This window comes from Microbacterium fluvii (assembly GCF_025515205.1).
In the GTDB taxonomy this organism is placed as follows: Bacteria; Actinomycetota; Actinomycetes; order Actinomycetales; family Microbacteriaceae; genus Microbacterium; species Microbacterium fluvii.
This window is the reverse complement of record NZ_JAOPFX010000003.1, coordinates 344,347-358,780: the sequence shown is the minus strand read 5'-3', so window position 1 is coordinate 358,780 and position 14,434 is coordinate 344,347. Positions and strand designations below refer to the sequence as shown.

The following is a 14,434-nucleotide window of genomic DNA, read 5'->3' as shown; positions in this document are numbered from 1 at the left end:
TCACACGCCGATACGCAGCGTCGGCAGCCCGAGCGACACGGCGCGGGGTGCGCCCGCGTCATCAGCAGGGGCGGGGATGCCGCAGCTCTCGGCCTGCGAGCGGTCCCACGCGTCGCCGGCCCGTGTCCGACGGATGCGCAGCGGCGCGCCGTCCGGGGCGTCGGCGAGCAGGTGGAAGGGCGCGGCGTGCGTGATCACGACCGAGACGACGTCGCCCGGCCGCGGCACGGCGGAGCCCGCCGGCACCTCGAAGTGCACGAGGCGGTTGTCTTCTGCGCGCCCCGTGAGCCGGTGCGTCTCGGCGTCCTTCTTGCCCTCGCCGGCCGACACGAGCACCTGCACCTCGCGACCGAGCTGCTTCTGGTTCTCTTCGAGGCAGATGCGCTCCTGCAGCGCGACGAGGCGCTCGTAGCGCTCCTGCACGACCTCCTTGGGCACCTGGCCCTCCATCGTGGCCGCCGGCGTGCCCTCGCGGATCGAGTACTGGAAGGTGAAGGCGCTGGCGAACCGCGCCTGCTCGACGACCCGCATCGTGTCTTCGAAGTCCTCCTCGGTCTCGCCGGGGAAGCCGACGATGATGTCGGTGGTGATGGCGGCGTGCGGCATCTTGGCGCGCACGCGATCGAGGATGCCGAGGAACCGGTCGCTGCGGTACGAGCGGCGCATCGCCTTGAGGATGCGGTCGCTGCCCGACTGCAGCGGCATGTGCAGCTGCGGCATGACGGCGCCGGTCTCCGCCATCGCGTCGATCACGTCATCGGTGAAGGCCGCGGGGTGGGGCGAGGTGAAGCGGATGCGCTCGAGCCCCTCGATCTCGCCGGCGGCGCGCAGCAGCTTGCCGAAGGCCTGCCGGTCGCCGAACTCGACGCCGTAGGAGTTGACGTTCTGGCCCAGGAGGGTGACCTCGATCGCGCCGTCGTCGACCAGCATCCGGATCTCGCTGAGGATGTCGCCCGGACGCCGATCCTTCTCCTTGCCCCTCAGGCTCGGCACGATGCAGAAGGTGCAGGTGTTGTTGCAGCCCACCGAGATCGACACCCAGCCCGAGTGCACGCTGTCGCGCTTGGTGGGGAGGGTCGACGGGAAGATCTCCAGCGACTCGAGGATCTCGAGCTCGGCCTCGTCGTTGTGGCGCGCTCGTTCGAGCAGGCTCGGCAGAGACCCCATGTTGTGGGTGCCGAAGACGACGTCGACCCAGGGGGCCTTCTGCTGCACGACGTCCTTGTCCATCTGGGCGAGGCAGCCGCCGACGGCGATCTGCATGCCCTCCTGCTTGTCCTTGCGGCTCTTGAGGTGCCCGAGGGTGCCGTAGAGCTTGCCCGCGGCGTTGTCGCGCACGGCGCACGTGTTGATGACGATGACGTCGGCGTCTTCGCCCGCGGGCGCCGGAACATACCCGGCGCTCTCGAGCGAGCCCGACAGCCGCTCGGAGTCGTGCACGTTCATCTGGCAGCCGAAGGTGCGCACCTCGTAGGTGCGCGCGCGGCCGGAGGCATCGCGGGCGGCCGGCGAGGGCGCGATCAGGGTGGGGGCGGCGCTGGTCATGATGTCCCATTCTACGATCCGCATCTCCCTGTGCGCCGTGAGCGCCGTGGCGCGCGATCCCGCCTTTCATAGCGAACTCATCACTGCAGAAAACCGTGCGCATGAATGCGGTTCGTAGCGTCGGTGGCGCCCGACTTCCCTGCATCCTTCTGCACGTTCTGAGGAGACCCGACTCGATGAGTCCACGCTCGTTCATCCGCAAGATCCCCCGCTGGACCTGGTTCACCCTCTCGACGGTGCTGGTCGCCGTGGTCGGTCTGTCGATCTGGGCCTTCGGCTTCCTGCTGCCCTCGCAGCAGGCGGCGGCCGAGACGATCACCCAGACCGCGACGGCCGACCTGCAGACCATGGAGAAGTCGGTCACCACCACCGGCACGGTCACCCCCACCGTGCAGGAGGACGTCAGCTTCGCCGTGTCGGGCACCGTGACCAAAGTCGCCGTCGAAGCCGGCGAGACCGTCGAGAAGGGCCAGACGCTCGCGAAGGTCGACACGCTCGAGCTGAAGGCGTCGCTGCTGGAAGCCAAGGCGACGCTCGCCGAAGCCGAGGCGACGCTCGCCACCGCCGAAGACGACAACGACGGCACCGACTCCGCGCAGGCGCGAGAGGATGCGGCTGCCGCTGCCGTCGAGGTGGCGCAGGAGTCGGTCGACGACGCCGAAGACGCGATGGACGACGCGACCCTGGTCGCCCCCGCAGACGGGCTCATCACGAGCGTGGGCGTCGCGGTGGGCGACAAGATCTCCGGTTCGTCGAGCTCGGGGTCGAGCTCGACCTCGGGCGGCTCGGGTGCCACGATGGGCGGCTCCGGCTCGTCGAGCACCTCCACCACGACCACCTCGTCGAGCGCGGCCTTCACCCTCGTGAGCACCGACTCGTGGAGCCTGGATGTCACCGTCGGCGAGACCGACGTCTCGAACGTCGCCGCCGGCGACCAGGTCGAGCTCACCACCGACGACGGCACCGAGTACTTCGGGCTCGTCGAAGAGGTCGGGCTCCTGCCGTCGACCACCTCGGGCTCGGCGGCCTACCCCGTCTCGATCGCCGTCACCGGCGACGGCGAGGGGCTCTTCGACGGCGTCTCGGTCGACGTGTCGATCATCTACGAGCGCCGCACCGACGTGCTCGCCGTGCCGTCTGCCGCCGTCACGACCGCCGACGGAACGAGCACCGTGACCGTCGTCGCCGACGACGGCACGCAGACCGAGACCCCCGTCGAGGTCGGCGACTCGAGCGGCAGCTACACCGAGATCGTCTCGGGCATCGACGAGGGCACCACCGTGCTGGTCGCCAGCTTCACGCCTGGCGAGGGCAACAGCGGCACGACCGGCGGCTTCCCGAGCGACGGAGAGTTCCCGAGCGACGGCACGTTCCCCGGCGGCGGCGAGATGCCCAGCGACGGACAGTTCCCCGGCGGCGGCCAGATGGGCGGCGGCATGGGCGGCAACCAGTGAGCGCGGTCACGACGTCGTTCGCCGAGACCGCAGCCGACGGCATCCGCGAGCCGGTCATCGAGCTCGTCGACGCACGCAAGACCTACCGCACCGGCGAGATCGAGTTCGAGGCCCTCCGAGGCATCGATCTGCAGGTCACCGAGGGCGAGTACGTCGCGATCATGGGCCCGTCGGGCTCGGGCAAGTCGACGCTCATGAACATCCTCGGCTGCCTCGACGTGCTCACCACGGGGTCCTACCGCCTCGGCGGCGAAGACGTCGAGCAGCTGAGCGAGGCCGACCTGGCGCGCGTGCGCAACCGGCAGATCGGGTTCGTCTTCCAGCAGTTCCACCTGCTGCCGACCCTGTCGGCGTGGCGCAACGTGGAGCTGCCGATGGTCTACGGGCAGGTCGCCAAGGCGGAGCGCCGCGAGCGCGCAGAAGCCGCGCTCACGCGCGTGGGCCTCGGAGACCGCCTCGACAACCGCCCGGGCGAGCTCTCCGGCGGCCAGCAGCAGCGCGTCGCGGTGGCGCGGGCGCTGGCCGGAGAGCCGACCATGATCCTCGCCGACGAGCCCACCGGAAACCTCGACTCGGCCTCGACGGCCGACGTGCTGGGGCTGTTCGACGAGCTGCACGAGGCGGGCCGCACCATCGTGCTCATCACGCACGAGCTCGAGGTCGCCCAGCGCGCGCGGCGCATCGTGTTCGTGCGCGACGGCCGCATCACCTCCGACGAGCAGGTGCGGGAGGTGGCGGCATGAACTGGTCGGAGACCCTCTCCACCTCGTGGCACGCGATCCGCTCACACGCGCTGCGGTCGCTGCTGACGGTGCTCGGCATCCTCGTGGGCATCGCCGCCGTCGTGGTGACGGTCGGGCTGGGCCTGGGCACCCAGAAGGACGTCAGCGAGCAGATCAGCTCGCTCGGCAGCAACCTGCTGATCGTCTCGCCCGGTTCGAGCACCGACTCCAGCGGCATCCGCGGCGGGTTCGGCTCGGCCTCCACGCTCACCCTGTCCGACGCAGAGGCGCTCGAGTCCGACGTGGCCGCGCCCGACGTGCAGGCCGTCGCCCCCGAGAAGACCTCGTCGCTGTCACTGGAGGCCAACGACACCAACTGGACGACGTCGGTCACCGCCACGACCACCTCGTGGACCGAGGTGCGCTCGCGCACCCTGGAGTACGGCGACTTCTTCAGCCAGGAGCAATACGACACCAACGAACGGGTCGTGGTGCTCGGCTCGGAGACGGCCGAAGAGCTGTTCGGCACCACCTCGGTCGTCGGCCAGACGGTCACGATCGATGCGACCGACTTCGAGATCATCGGCGTGCTCGACACCGCGGGCTCGAGCTCCTCGACGAACCTCGACGACATCGCCGTCATCCCGATCACCACCGCGGCCAACACCGTGATGGGCGGGACGGATGCTGCCAGCGTCTCGACCGTGTACGTCAAGGCGGTCTCGGACGACGTGCTGTCGGCGGCCTATCAGGAGGTCACGGCGATCCTGACGAACCTGCACGGCATCACCGACGCCGACAGCGCCGACTTCACCGTCTCGAGCCAGGACGCCCTCGTCGACACGGCGACGGCGATCTATCAGACCCTCACCGTGCTGCTCACCGGCATCGCGGCGCTGTCGCTGCTCGTCGGCGGAATCGGCGTGATGAACATCATGCTGGTCTCGGTCACCGAGCGCACCCGCGAGATCGGCCTCCGCAAGGCGCTCGGGGCGCCCCCCGGGGCGATCAGGCGCCAGTTCCTGATCGAGGCGGCGATCCTGGGCCTCGGCGGCGGCATCCTCGGCGTCATCGTCGGCATCGTCGCCACCTGGGTGCTGCCGGCACTCATCGGCAGCTCGGTCATCGTCTCGGTGCCGATCATCTTCCTGGCCCTCGGCGTCGCCGTCGCGATCGGCATCACCTTCGGTGTGTACCCCGCCACCCGCGCCGCGCGCCTGACCCCCATCGACGCACTCCGCAGCGAGTGAGAACGCGAACAAGAGAGATCCCATGAAAACTCCCCCTTCCCCTTCCCGTCGTCCGCTGAAGACGCTCGCCGCGTTCGCCGGCGGTGCCGCCGCACTGCTTGTGCTCGCCGGGTGCGCCACGAGCGCAGCATCCGAGCAGACCGCCACGCCTGCGGCGACCGATCAGCCGCAGCAGCAGGGCGGCTTCGATCAGGATCGCGCCGGCGTGTCGGGCCTCATCGCCTACGCTCAGGACGGCACCCTCCAGGTGCAGGCCAGCGACGCGCAGACGGCGGTGCGCTACACCGACGACACGACCGTCTCGAAGACCGTCTCGACCGACGTCTCGGCGATAGCGGTGGGCGACTGCGTCATGGCGGTCGTCGACGAAGACACGCAGACGGCGACCACGATCACCGTCACCGCCGCCTCCGACGACGGCACCTGCACGAGCGGCTTCGGCGGCGGGCAGATGCCCGGCGGCGACCTGCCCGAGGGAGGCATGCCCAGCGGCGCGCCGAGTGGCGCACCCGACGGCGCCGGCATGCCCTCCGGCGCTCCGTCCGGCATGCCCAGCGGTGGCACCGACGGCGGCGGCATGCCCTCAGGGGGCGGCTTCGGCCAGCTCACCGTCGGCGCCGTCACCGCTGTCTCCGACTCGACCGTGACCGTCGAGGCGGTCGGGCAGGACGACGAGACCACCACCACCGAGGTCGCGGTCGACGCCGACACGGTGGTCACCACGACCGAGGAGGCCGACGCGTCGGCCGTCGAGGTGGGCCTGTGCGTCACCGCGATGGGCACGGCCGACGACTCCGGCGGCTATGACGCGACGTCGCTGACGCTCTCGGACCCCGATGAGAACGGCGACTGCAGCACCGGCTTCGGCGGGTTCGGCGGCGGGCGCCCCGATCAGGGCGGCACGGATGAGTGACACGCCGGGTGTGAAGGGCGCCGCCGGTCGCGCGTGGGAGAAGGCCCGCGCAGGGCTCGCCACGCGCCGCGGCAGGATCGTCGCCGGCGGTGCGGTGGCCGTCGTCATCATCGGCGCCGGCAGCGGCGCGGTGTTCGCGGTCGGCCGCACCGACGACAGCCGGTACCGCACTGCGGTGGCCGAGCTCGGCCAGGTCGCCGAGACCCTGAGTCTCACGGGGCAGCTCGCGTCCAGCAGCAGCGTCGACGCCGCCTTCCAGGTCTCCGGCACGGTCGGCGAGGTGCTCGTCGCCCTCGGCGACACGGTCGGCGCAGGCGACGAACTGGCCTCGCTCGACACGGACGATCTGGATGCTGCGGTCACCAACGCCGAGGACGCCCTCGCGCAGGCCGAGCAGCAGCTCGAAGACGACCTCGAGGCCCAGAGCGACTCGTCGAGCTCATCGAGCTCGACCTCATCGAGTTCGTCGTCGTCGAGCTCATCGTCGTCGAGCACCGGATCCTCGTCGCCGACGACCGGGTCGGGCGCCGCGTCGTCGGGCTCGTCGGGCTCGGGCTCGTCGGGCAGCGGCTCGAGCGGCACCGGGTCGAGCGGAGCCGGATCGTCGGGATCTTCGATCTCGACCGACCCCGCTGTCATCGCCGCGACGACCGCCGTCACCGACGCGCAGAGCGCGCTGCTGGCCCAGTACGACCTGACCGTCGCGGCCCAGGACGCCTCGCGTGCCGCCGTGACCTCGACGCAGCAGACCTGCGCTCCGTTCCTCGAGGCGCAGATCGCCGATGACGGAACGATCGTCGAGGACGATGCGGACGCGGACGCGGAAGCGGAAGCGGAAGCGGACGCCGACGCCGACGCCGACGCGGAAGCGGAAGCCGACGCCGACGCCGACACCGACACCACGGCCGCCGAGCAGCTCGCCGACGCGCAGGCGCTTCTCACCGAGTGTCAGAGTGCGATCTCCGGCACCCTCGACGCGCAGGAGGCGACGGCCGACGCGCAGGAGGCGCTGACCACCGCGGCCTCAACCCTCGACGAGGCCGTCACGGCGCTCCACCAGGCGATTGCCGAGGCGGAAACCGCGGCGACGACGTCTGGTCCCACGGGTTCGACCGGGTCAAGCGGCTCCACCGGCTCCACCGGCGGCTCGGCGGACTCCGACACCGATGCATCCTCGTCGGGCTCGACGGCGAGCGACTCGTCCGCGGCCGGGACCTCCTCGGGCGACTCGGGCACCGCGGCGGGCGCGAGCGGGTCGACCGCTTCGCTCGGCGGGTCGAGCTCGGCCACGAGCGGCACCGTCACGGCCGAGCAGATCCTCGCCGATCGCGCCGCGATCGACGTCGCAGAGGCCGACCTCGCCCTCGCCGAGCAGGACCGCGAGTTCGCCACCCTGACCAGCCCGATCGACGGCACCGTCGTCGCGGTCGCGATCGCGGAGGGCGACACCGTCTCGGCGGGTTCGACCACGTCGATCATCACGATCGAGGGCGAGGGCGGATACACCGTCGAAGCGACCGTGTCGCTGTCGAAGATCGCGAAGGTCGAAGTCGGCCAGTCGGCCGACGTGCTCCTGCCCGCCTTCGCCGCGACCTACGACGCGACGGTGAGCTCGATCGGCGTGCTGAACGTCTCGGAGACCTCGACCCCGTCGTACACGGTGTCGATCGCGGTGGATGCCGGAGACGATCAGCCGCGCATCGGCGCGACCGCGCAGGCCACGGTCTCGCTGTCGACAGCCGACGATGTGCTCACCGTTCCGACGTCGGCCGTGTCGATCACGGCCACCGGCGCCACGGTGAACGTGCTCTCCGACGGAGAGGTGCGCGCCGTGACCGTCGAGGTCGGTGCGGTGGGCACCGAGCGCACCGAGATCACGTCGGGGCTGTCCGAGGGCGACGTCGTCGTGCTGGCCGACCTCGAGCAGGCGATCACCACCGACGATGACACCTCATCGGGCAGCCTCACCGACCTGGGTGGCAGCACCGACGGGTTCTCGGGCGGCAGCTTCCAGAGCGGGGGCAGTTTCCCCAGCGGCGGCAGCTTCCCGGGCGGTGGAAGCTTCCCCAGCGGCGGATGACCTGAGGCAACCCGCCCCGCCAGAAGGCCCCCATGACGTGTGACGCCGTGGGGGCCTTCTGACGTTCTCTCGGCTCTCCGCCGAGCGACATTCCGCACTCAGCGGAACTGCACGCCGCTGCGGGGACGGTCGTCGAGTGCGCGCCGCGCCGCCGACAGTGCCACGGAGCCGGGGTAGCCGCGGCGGGCGAGCTGACCGCTGAGCCTGCGCAGGGCCACGTCCGGCTCGAGCGAACGCATCGCGGCGACCTTCGACCGGGCGAACTCGAGCGCCCGATCGAAATCGTCGTCGGGGAGCTCGGCCAGTGCCGCGTCGGCGACGTCGCGCGGGATGCCGCGCTTCGACATCGTCTGCGCGATCACCTGACGCCCCTGCCCCTTGCGGTCGACACCGGCGTGCACGAGCTGTTCTGCCAGCGCTGCATCGTCGAGGTAGCCGCGATCGAGGAAGACCTCGACGAGCTCATCGGCGATCCCTGGGGCGAGATCGTGCTCGGAGAGCACGGCGCGTGCCTCGCGTTCAGACAGCGACCGCGTGCGGAGCTTGCGCAGCAGACTGCGCTCGGCCGCCTCGCGAGACGTCTCGGCATCGGCGGGGGCATGTCGTGGCACACCGCGTCGATCGCGCCCGTGGTCCCCGCTCTCGCGGGCTGCGTCCGCCGCTGCGGTGACACCCCCCTCGTCGCCCCACCTGTCGTTCCACGCAGGGGCGGGGGCGCTCGCTCCGAAGATCGGAATCACCGGAGCGAGCCCCTCAGCATCCGAATCGCGCATCAGGCCGGTCGACGCGCTGCCAGCTCGTCTGCAGCACCGGCTTCGGCCTTGGGCTGCCCGATGCCGAGCTTCTGCAGGATCTTGGTCTCGATGTCGGCGGCGATGTCTTCGTTCTTGAACAGGAAGTTGCGCGCGTTCTCTTTGCCCTGACCGAGCTGCTCGCCGTCGTAGGTGTACCAGGCGCCGGACTTCTTGACGATGGCGTGCTCGACGCCGAAGTCGATGAGGCTGCCCTCGCGGGAGATGCCGACGCCGTAGAGGATGTCGAACTCCGCCTGCTTGAACGGCGGCGCCATCTTGTTCTTGACGACCTTGACGCGCGTGCGGTTGCCCACGGCATCGGTGCCGTCTTTCAGCGTCTCGATGCGGCGGATGTCGAGGCGCACCGAGGCGTAGAACTTGAGCGCCTTGCCGCCGGCGGTGGTCTCGGGCGAGCCGAAGAACACGCCGATCTTCTCGCGCAGCTGGTTGATGAAGATCATCGTCGTGTTGGTCTGGTTGAGCCCACCGGTGAGCTTGCGCAGCGCCTGCGACATGAGGCGCGCCTGCAGACCCACGTGCGAATCGCCCATCTCGCCCTCGATCTCGGCCTTGGGAACGAGCGCGGCGACCGAGTCGATGACGATGAGGTCGATCGAGCCCGAGCGGATGAGCATGTCGGCGATCTCGAGCGCCTGCTCACCCGTGTCGGGCTGAGAGACCAGCAGCGAATCGATGTCGACGCCCAGCTTCTTGGCGTACTCGGGGTCGAGCGCGTGCTCGGCGTCGATGAACGCCGCGATGCCGCCGTTGCGCTGGGCGTTGGCGATGGCGTGCAGGGTGAGCGTCGTCTTACCCGACGACTCCGGGCCGTAGATCTCGATGATGCGGCCTCGAGGGAGTCCGCCGATGCCGAGGGCGACGTCGAGGGCGATGGAGCCGGTGGGGATGACCTCGACGGGGGCGCGCTCGTCGCTGCCCAGTCGCATCACCGAGCCCTTTCCGAACTGCCGGTCGATCTGTGCGAGTGCCGACTCGAGGGCCTTCTCGCGGTCTGCGGGTGAGGGCATGGCGTGCTCCTTCGTGCTCGTGTTCCGTCGCCTGTAGGCTGTCGCGCTCCGTGCCGGTTGGAACGGATGCTGCGACAAGGCGGAGGTGTCGTGTGACGGTCTTCACGTTAGGAAGGGGTTCCGACATCCGTCGGCGCCCGATCCGATCCGTGGAGAGATCGACCCTCGACACCCGCTGTTGAGGAGACTACGTGTCTGTCGAACACTTCTTCGATGTGACACGCCGTGAGGAATCAGCGCCGCGCGTCCAGGCGCCCCACGCCGTAGCGGCGCTCGGGCGGCACATCGGTCTCCGCGCAGAGAGCGAGCCAGATCTCGCGGGGCGGCACGCCCTCTTCCAGCGCCTCGGCTGCGGTGCGCCCGCCCACCGCGGGCAGCACGAGATCGGTCAGGAGAGCGGCGCTGCGCGAACCGAACTCGCCGCGCACGGCGCGTTCGAACTCACTGCGGCGCACGGAGATCGAGGATCAGCGCAGCGACAGCTCGGCATCGACCGATGCCACGAGCTCGTCGGGGACGACATCGGGGAAGGTCTGCAGACCCTCGAGCACCGAGATTCGATCGCCGACCTCGCGCATGATCGTCGAGATGGGAACATCGAGCGCTTCGGCAACGGAGGCGAGGATCTCGCTGGAGGCTTCTTTCTGACCCCGCTCGACCTCGCTCAGGTAGCCGAGCGCGACGCTCGCGCGGCTGGCGACCTGGCGGAGGGTGCGACCCTTCTGCTGACGGAAGTCACGAAGGACTTCGCCGATCTCTTGACGTACCAAGATCATCTGGATCCCCTCCTCACTGCTGATCACCGCCCCATCCGGGTGCACCACAGTACAACACCGAATGAGGTCAATCTAATCCCCTGCCCTGTGCGATGGGTGGGAATCGCCGAATGTAACGGACGTGAAACACGGGCTATTCCCGAGCCGTCACACCAGTTCCAGAGCCCGCGCGATCACCTCGTCGACGGCGGCCGCACGGATGCGGTCGCGGTCGCCAGGCAGCTGCAGCGCCGTGACGGTCGAGCCCTCGGGAGTGCTCACCGCGACGTAGACGGAGCCGACGGGCCGGCCGTCCTGCGGGTCGGGGCCGGCGACTCCGGTCGTGGCCAGTCCGACATCGGCCCCCGTGGCCACCCGTGCGCCTTCCGCCATCTGACGCGCGACCTCGGGGTGCACGGCGCCTTCGGCGGCGAGAAGATCGGCATCCACTCCCAGCAGCGAATGCTTGAGGCCGGTCGCATACGCGACGATCCCGCCGCGCATCGAGGCCGAGGCGCCCGGCACCGCGACGATCGCGGCGGCGACCAGTCCCCCGGTCAGCGATTCGGCCGTCGCGACGGTCCAGCCGCGAGCCGCGAGCCGCTCGAGCAGCAGCGCGGCCGAGCTCATGCCGCCTGACGCTTCGCGCGCGCGGCGCGCACCTCGGTGACGATGTAGTCGATGCCGCTGGTGATCGTGAGCACGACGGCCACCGTCATCGCGACGCCGTTGACCCAGAAGATCCACTCCCCCACGAGGGTCCACAGCGGCAGCAGAGCGAGCGAGAGTGCGACCGCCTGCGCGACCGTCTTGACCTTGCCCATCCACGCCGCGGCCAGCACATGGTCGCTGACGACCATGAAGCGGTAGACCGTGATGCCGATCTCGCGGATCAGCACGACGATCGTGATCCACCACGGCAGCTCGCGCAGGATCGACAGGCACACGAACGCGCAGCCGGTGAGCGCCTTGTCGGCGATCGGGTCGAGGAGCTTGCCGAGGTCGGTGACGATCTCGTACCTTCGGGCGAGATAGCCGTCGATGCCGTCGGTGGCGATCGCGACGATGAACAGCACGGCGGCCCACCAGCGGAGCGCCCCGTCGGCGCCGGCGTCGGCCAGCAGCATCCACACGAAGACCGGTGCGCACAGGATGCGCACGATCGTGATCGCGTTGGGAAGCTGCCTGGGGATCGCCACGGGGAGAGACTACCGGTCAGTCGCGGCCGGTGAGGCCCCAGGCGTCTTCGGAGCCCTCGTCACCGTCGACGACCTCGTAGCCGTCGTACTGGGCGGCCACGGCATCCGCCCCATAGCCGTCGCCGGCGGGCGCCGCAGGCACGTCTTCGCCGCGCAGCCGCGCGAGCACCGCCGGCAGCTGGTCGGGTGTGACGAGCACGTCGCGGGCCTTCGAGCCCTCGGAGGGCCCGACGATCTCGCGCGACTCGAGCAGATCCATGAGGCGACCGGCCTTGGCGAAGCCGACGCGGAGCTTGCGCTGGAGCATCGAGGTCGAGCCGAACTGCGTCGAGATGATCTGCTCTGCGGCCGCCAGCAGCAGCTCGAGGTCGTCGCCGATGTCGGCGTCGATCTCTTTGCGCTCGGCGACCGCCTGCACGTCGGCCCGGTACTCTGGCCGCGCTTGGCGCGTCACGTGCTTGACGACCTTCTCGATCTCGGACTCGCTGACCCACGCGCCCTGCACGCGCACGGCCTTGGAGGCGCCCATCGGCAGGAACAGTCCGTCGCCCTGCCCGATGAGGCGGTCGGCGCCGGGCTGGTCGAGGATGACGCGGGAGTCGGTGACGCTCGTCACGGCGAAGGCGAGCCGCGAGGGCACGTTCGCCTTGATGAGGCCCGTGACGACGTCGACCGACGGGCGCTGGGTGGCCAGGACCAGATGGATGCCGCTGGCACGGGCGAGCTGGGTGATGCGCACGATCGAGTCCTCGACGTCGCGGGGGGCCACCATCATGAGGTCTGCCAGCTCGTCGACGACGACGAGCAGGTAGGGGTAGGGCTTGAGCACGCGCTCGCTGCCGGGCGGCAGCTGGATCTCGCCCGCGACGACGGCGCGGTTGAAGTCGTCGATGTGGCGGAACCCGAACGACGCGAGGTCGTCGTAGCGCATGTCCATCTCTTTCACGACCCACTGCAGCGCCTCGGCCGCCTTCTTGGGATTCGTGATGATGGGGGTGATCAGGTGCGGCACCCCGGCATAGCTGGTGAGCTCGACCCGCTTGGGGTCGATCAGCACCATGCGCACGTCAGAGGGCTTGGCCCGCATGAGCAGGCTCGTGATCATCGAGTTCACGAAGCTCGACTTGCCCGATCCGGTGGACCCTGCCACGAGGAGGTGCGGCATCTTGGCGAGGTTCGCCACGACGTAGCCGCCGCCGACGTCTTTGCCGACGCCGATCGTCATGGGGTGGGTCGACGAGGTCGCCGTCTGCGAACGCAGCACGTCGCCCAGGGTGACGATCTCGCGATCGGTGTTGGGGATCTCGACGCCGATCGCGCTCTTGCCGGGGATCGGGGCGAGGATGCGCACCTCGTTGGAGGCCACCGCGTAGGCGATGTTGTTGGTCAGGGCCGTGATGCGCTCGACCTTGACTCCGGGGCCGAGTTCGATCTCGTACTGCGTCACCGTCGGGCCGCGCGAGAACCCGGTCACCCTGGCATCGACCGAGAACTGGTCCAGCACCGCCGTGATCGCCGCGACCGTGCGGTCGTTGGCCTCGGAGCGGGCCTTGTGCGGCGCGCCGGCGACGAGAGTGGTCGCCGCGGGCAGGTTGTAGGGCGCGTCGAGGGTCGTCTTGGAGCCCTCGGTCCCGAGCCCGGAGAGCCCCGGCAGCACACCGTCGTCGATCGGATCGGTGCTGTCGTCGCGCAGTCCGGTGTCGCCGCGGGGCGCTGTGCCCAGCGGCGCGATGACCTCGGTGAGCGCGTCGGGCGCAGCAGGCAGCGGCGGAACGGGCGGCGCGGCGATCGCCTGATCGAAGCCGCCCTCGCTCGCACCCGGATTGAGCAGTGCCGTGAGCGCATCGGAGTCGAGGCCGTCGTCGGGATCCTCTTCTCGGCCGGTCTTGTTGCGCCGCCACCACGGCACGCTCGCCTCCGCCTCGTCGGCATCTGCGTCTGGCGCGAACGCCGGCTTCTCCCGGGGCTCGGGGCGCTCGGCGCCGAACATCCAGGCGTACAGGTCGCCCAGGCGCCGGCCGATGCGGTTCGGCGGGGTCTTGGTGAGGATCAGGATGCTGAGCACGGCCAGCAGCGACAGCGCGACGTAGGCGCCCACGGCGGTCAGCAGCATCGCGAGCGGCTCGCCCAGCATCCACCCGAGCACCCCGCCCGCCGCGCTCAGCGCGGGAAGGCCCTCCCGAGGCTGCGGGCGATCGCCGGCGACGTGGCAGAAGCCGGCGACGGTGATCACGAACAGGCCGAAGCCGATGCCGATGCGTCCGTTGTCATGCACCGAGGCGGGATGGCGGAACAGCCACCCGGCCAGCACGATCAGCAGCACCGGCATGACGAAGGCCTCGCGGCCGACGAGCCCACCCACGCTGTAGGCGCTGATGGTCTCGGCGACCTCGGTGCCGATGAAGAACCACTCGACGACCGCGCCGGCGATCGCCAGCAGCACCAGCAGGAGCGGGAAGCCGTCTCGACGCTGGTCTTTCTCGAGAGTCTCGGGTCCGAAGGCGCGGAAGATCCCACCCGTGGCATGGGCCAGGCCCAGCCATGCGCGCACGGCGACCGGCGGCTTCGGCTCTTCGCCGACGTAGCGCTTGGGCGTCGGCTCGGGTTTGCGGGCGCGCGAAGACGACCCCTTCGCGGGCGCGCGTCCACTCGCGGTCGAGCTCGAGCTCCTGGCCATGCGTTCCACGCTACGGC

General features: G+C 70.1%; 13 protein-coding genes. 5 read left to right on the top strand and 8 right to left on the bottom strand.

Annotated features, from left to right (window positions below):
* Window positions 1-1,545 (bottom strand): tRNA (N6-isopentenyl adenosine(37)-C2)-methylthiotransferase MiaB, encoded by a 1,545-nt coding sequence (gene miaB / locus OAW74_RS12930; RefSeq protein ID WP_262874789.1) that lies wholly within the window; start codon window positions 1,543-1,545, stop codon window positions 1-3.
* Window positions 1,546-1,721: 176 nt separating this feature from the next.
* Between miaB and OAW74_RS12925 the strand changes: the two genes are divergently transcribed.
* Genes OAW74_RS12925 through OAW74_RS12905 form a run of 5 tightly spaced genes read left to right on the top strand, consistent with a single transcriptional unit; the run spans window position 1,722 to window position 7,964 of the window.
* Window positions 1,722-2,999 (top strand): efflux RND transporter periplasmic adaptor subunit, encoded by a 1,278-nt coding sequence (locus OAW74_RS12925; RefSeq protein ID WP_262874788.1) that lies wholly within the window; start codon window positions 1,722-1,724, stop codon window positions 2,997-2,999.
* Window positions 2,996-3,742 (top strand): ABC transporter ATP-binding protein, encoded by a 747-nt coding sequence (locus tag OAW74_RS12920; RefSeq protein WP_316250226.1) that lies wholly within the window; start codon window positions 2,996-2,998, stop codon window positions 3,740-3,742. Before OAW74_RS12925 ends, OAW74_RS12920 begins: the two co-directional genes overlap by 4 nt.
* Window positions 3,739-4,971 carry an ABC transporter permease gene (locus OAW74_RS12915; protein WP_262874787.1) on the top strand — a complete coding sequence of 411 codons (1,233 nt, stop codon included), beginning with the start codon at window positions 3,739-3,741 and terminating at the stop codon, window positions 4,969-4,971. The genes OAW74_RS12920 and OAW74_RS12915 overlap by 4 nt, the downstream gene beginning before the upstream one ends.
* Before the next feature lie 22 nt (window positions 4,972-4,993).
* On the top strand, window positions 4,994-5,884 hold the full coding sequence (locus tag OAW74_RS12910; protein ID WP_262874786.1) for a hypothetical protein: 891 nt from the start codon (window positions 4,994-4,996) through the stop codon (window positions 5,882-5,884).
* A complete protein-coding gene (locus OAW74_RS12905) occupies window positions 5,877-7,964 on the top strand; it encodes an HlyD family efflux transporter periplasmic adaptor subunit (RefSeq protein WP_262874785.1) in 2,088 nt (695 codons plus the stop codon). The genes OAW74_RS12910 and OAW74_RS12905 overlap by 8 nt, the downstream gene beginning before the upstream one ends.
* Before the next feature lie 98 nt (window positions 7,965-8,062).
* Here the strand turns inward: OAW74_RS12905 and OAW74_RS12900 are convergent, their stop codons facing one another.
* From OAW74_RS12900 to OAW74_RS12870, 7 genes are all read right to left on the bottom strand, one after another.
* A complete protein-coding gene (locus OAW74_RS12900) occupies window positions 8,063-8,575 on the bottom strand; it encodes a regulatory protein RecX (RefSeq protein ID WP_262874784.1) in 513 nt (170 codons plus the stop codon).
* 161 nt (window positions 8,576-8,736) lie between these two features.
* Window positions 8,737-9,786, bottom strand: a complete 1,050-nt coding sequence (recA, locus tag OAW74_RS12895) for a recombinase RecA (protein ID WP_262874783.1) — start codon at window positions 9,784-9,786, stop codon at window positions 8,737-8,739.
* A gap of 233 nt (window positions 9,787-10,019) precedes the next feature.
* Entirely contained in the window at window positions 10,020-10,241 is a 222-nt protein-coding gene (locus OAW74_RS12890; protein WP_262874782.1) for a DUF3046 domain-containing protein, read from the bottom strand.
* Window positions 10,242-10,253: 12 nt separating this feature from the next.
* On the bottom strand, window positions 10,254-10,562 hold the full coding sequence (locus OAW74_RS12885; RefSeq protein WP_172990241.1) for a helix-turn-helix domain-containing protein: 309 nt from the start codon (window positions 10,560-10,562) through the stop codon (window positions 10,254-10,256).
* Between the two features lie 147 nt (window positions 10,563-10,709).
* Window positions 10,710-11,171, bottom strand: a complete 462-nt coding sequence (locus tag OAW74_RS12880) for a CinA family protein (RefSeq protein ID WP_262874781.1) — start codon at window positions 11,169-11,171, stop codon at window positions 10,710-10,712.
* Window positions 11,168-11,740: a CDP-diacylglycerol--glycerol-3-phosphate 3-phosphatidyltransferase gene (gene pgsA, locus OAW74_RS12875; RefSeq protein WP_262874780.1), complete on the bottom strand. Its 573-nt coding sequence runs from the start codon at window positions 11,738-11,740 to the stop codon at window positions 11,168-11,170. The genes OAW74_RS12880 and pgsA overlap by 4 nt, the downstream gene beginning before the upstream one ends.
* A gap of 16 nt (window positions 11,741-11,756) precedes the next feature.
* Window positions 11,757-14,417 carry an FtsK/SpoIIIE family DNA translocase gene (locus tag OAW74_RS12870; RefSeq protein ID WP_262874779.1) on the bottom strand — a complete coding sequence of 887 codons (2,661 nt, stop codon included), beginning with the start codon at window positions 14,415-14,417 and terminating at the stop codon, window positions 11,757-11,759.
* Between the last annotated feature and the right edge of the window lie 17 nt (window positions 14,418-14,434).

Bases quoted from the DNA above. Each gene is read 5' to 3' on its own strand.
- OAW74_RS12905 (WP_262874785.1), top strand. From the start codon at position 5,877: ATGAGTGACACGCCGGGTGTGAAGGGCGCCGCCGGTCGCGCGTGGGAG.
- OAW74_RS12885 (WP_172990241.1), bottom strand. From the start codon at position 10,562: ATGATCTTGGTACGTCAAGAGATCGGCGAAGTCCTTCGTGACTTCCGT.
- OAW74_RS12910 (WP_262874786.1), top strand. From the start codon at position 4,994: ATGAAAACTCCCCCTTCCCCTTCCCGTCGTCCGCTGAAGACGCTCGCC.
- OAW74_RS12915 (WP_262874787.1), top strand. From the start codon at position 3,739: ATGAACTGGTCGGAGACCCTCTCCACCTCGTGGCACGCGATCCGCTCA.
- recA (WP_262874783.1), bottom strand. From the start codon at position 9,786: ATGCCCTCACCCGCAGACCGCGAGAAGGCCCTCGAGTCGGCACTCGCA.
- OAW74_RS12880 (WP_262874781.1), bottom strand. From the start codon at position 11,171: ATGAGCTCGGCCGCGCTGCTGCTCGAGCGGCTCGCGGCTCGCGGCTGG.
- miaB (WP_262874789.1), bottom strand. From the start codon at position 1,545: ATGACCAGCGCCGCCCCCACCCTGATCGCGCCCTCGCCGGCCGCCCGC.
- OAW74_RS12925 (WP_262874788.1), top strand. From the start codon at position 1,722: ATGAGTCCACGCTCGTTCATCCGCAAGATCCCCCGCTGGACCTGGTTC.
- OAW74_RS12870 (WP_262874779.1), bottom strand. From the start codon at position 14,417: ATGGCCAGGAGCTCGAGCTCGACCGCGAGTGGACGCGCGCCCGCGAAG.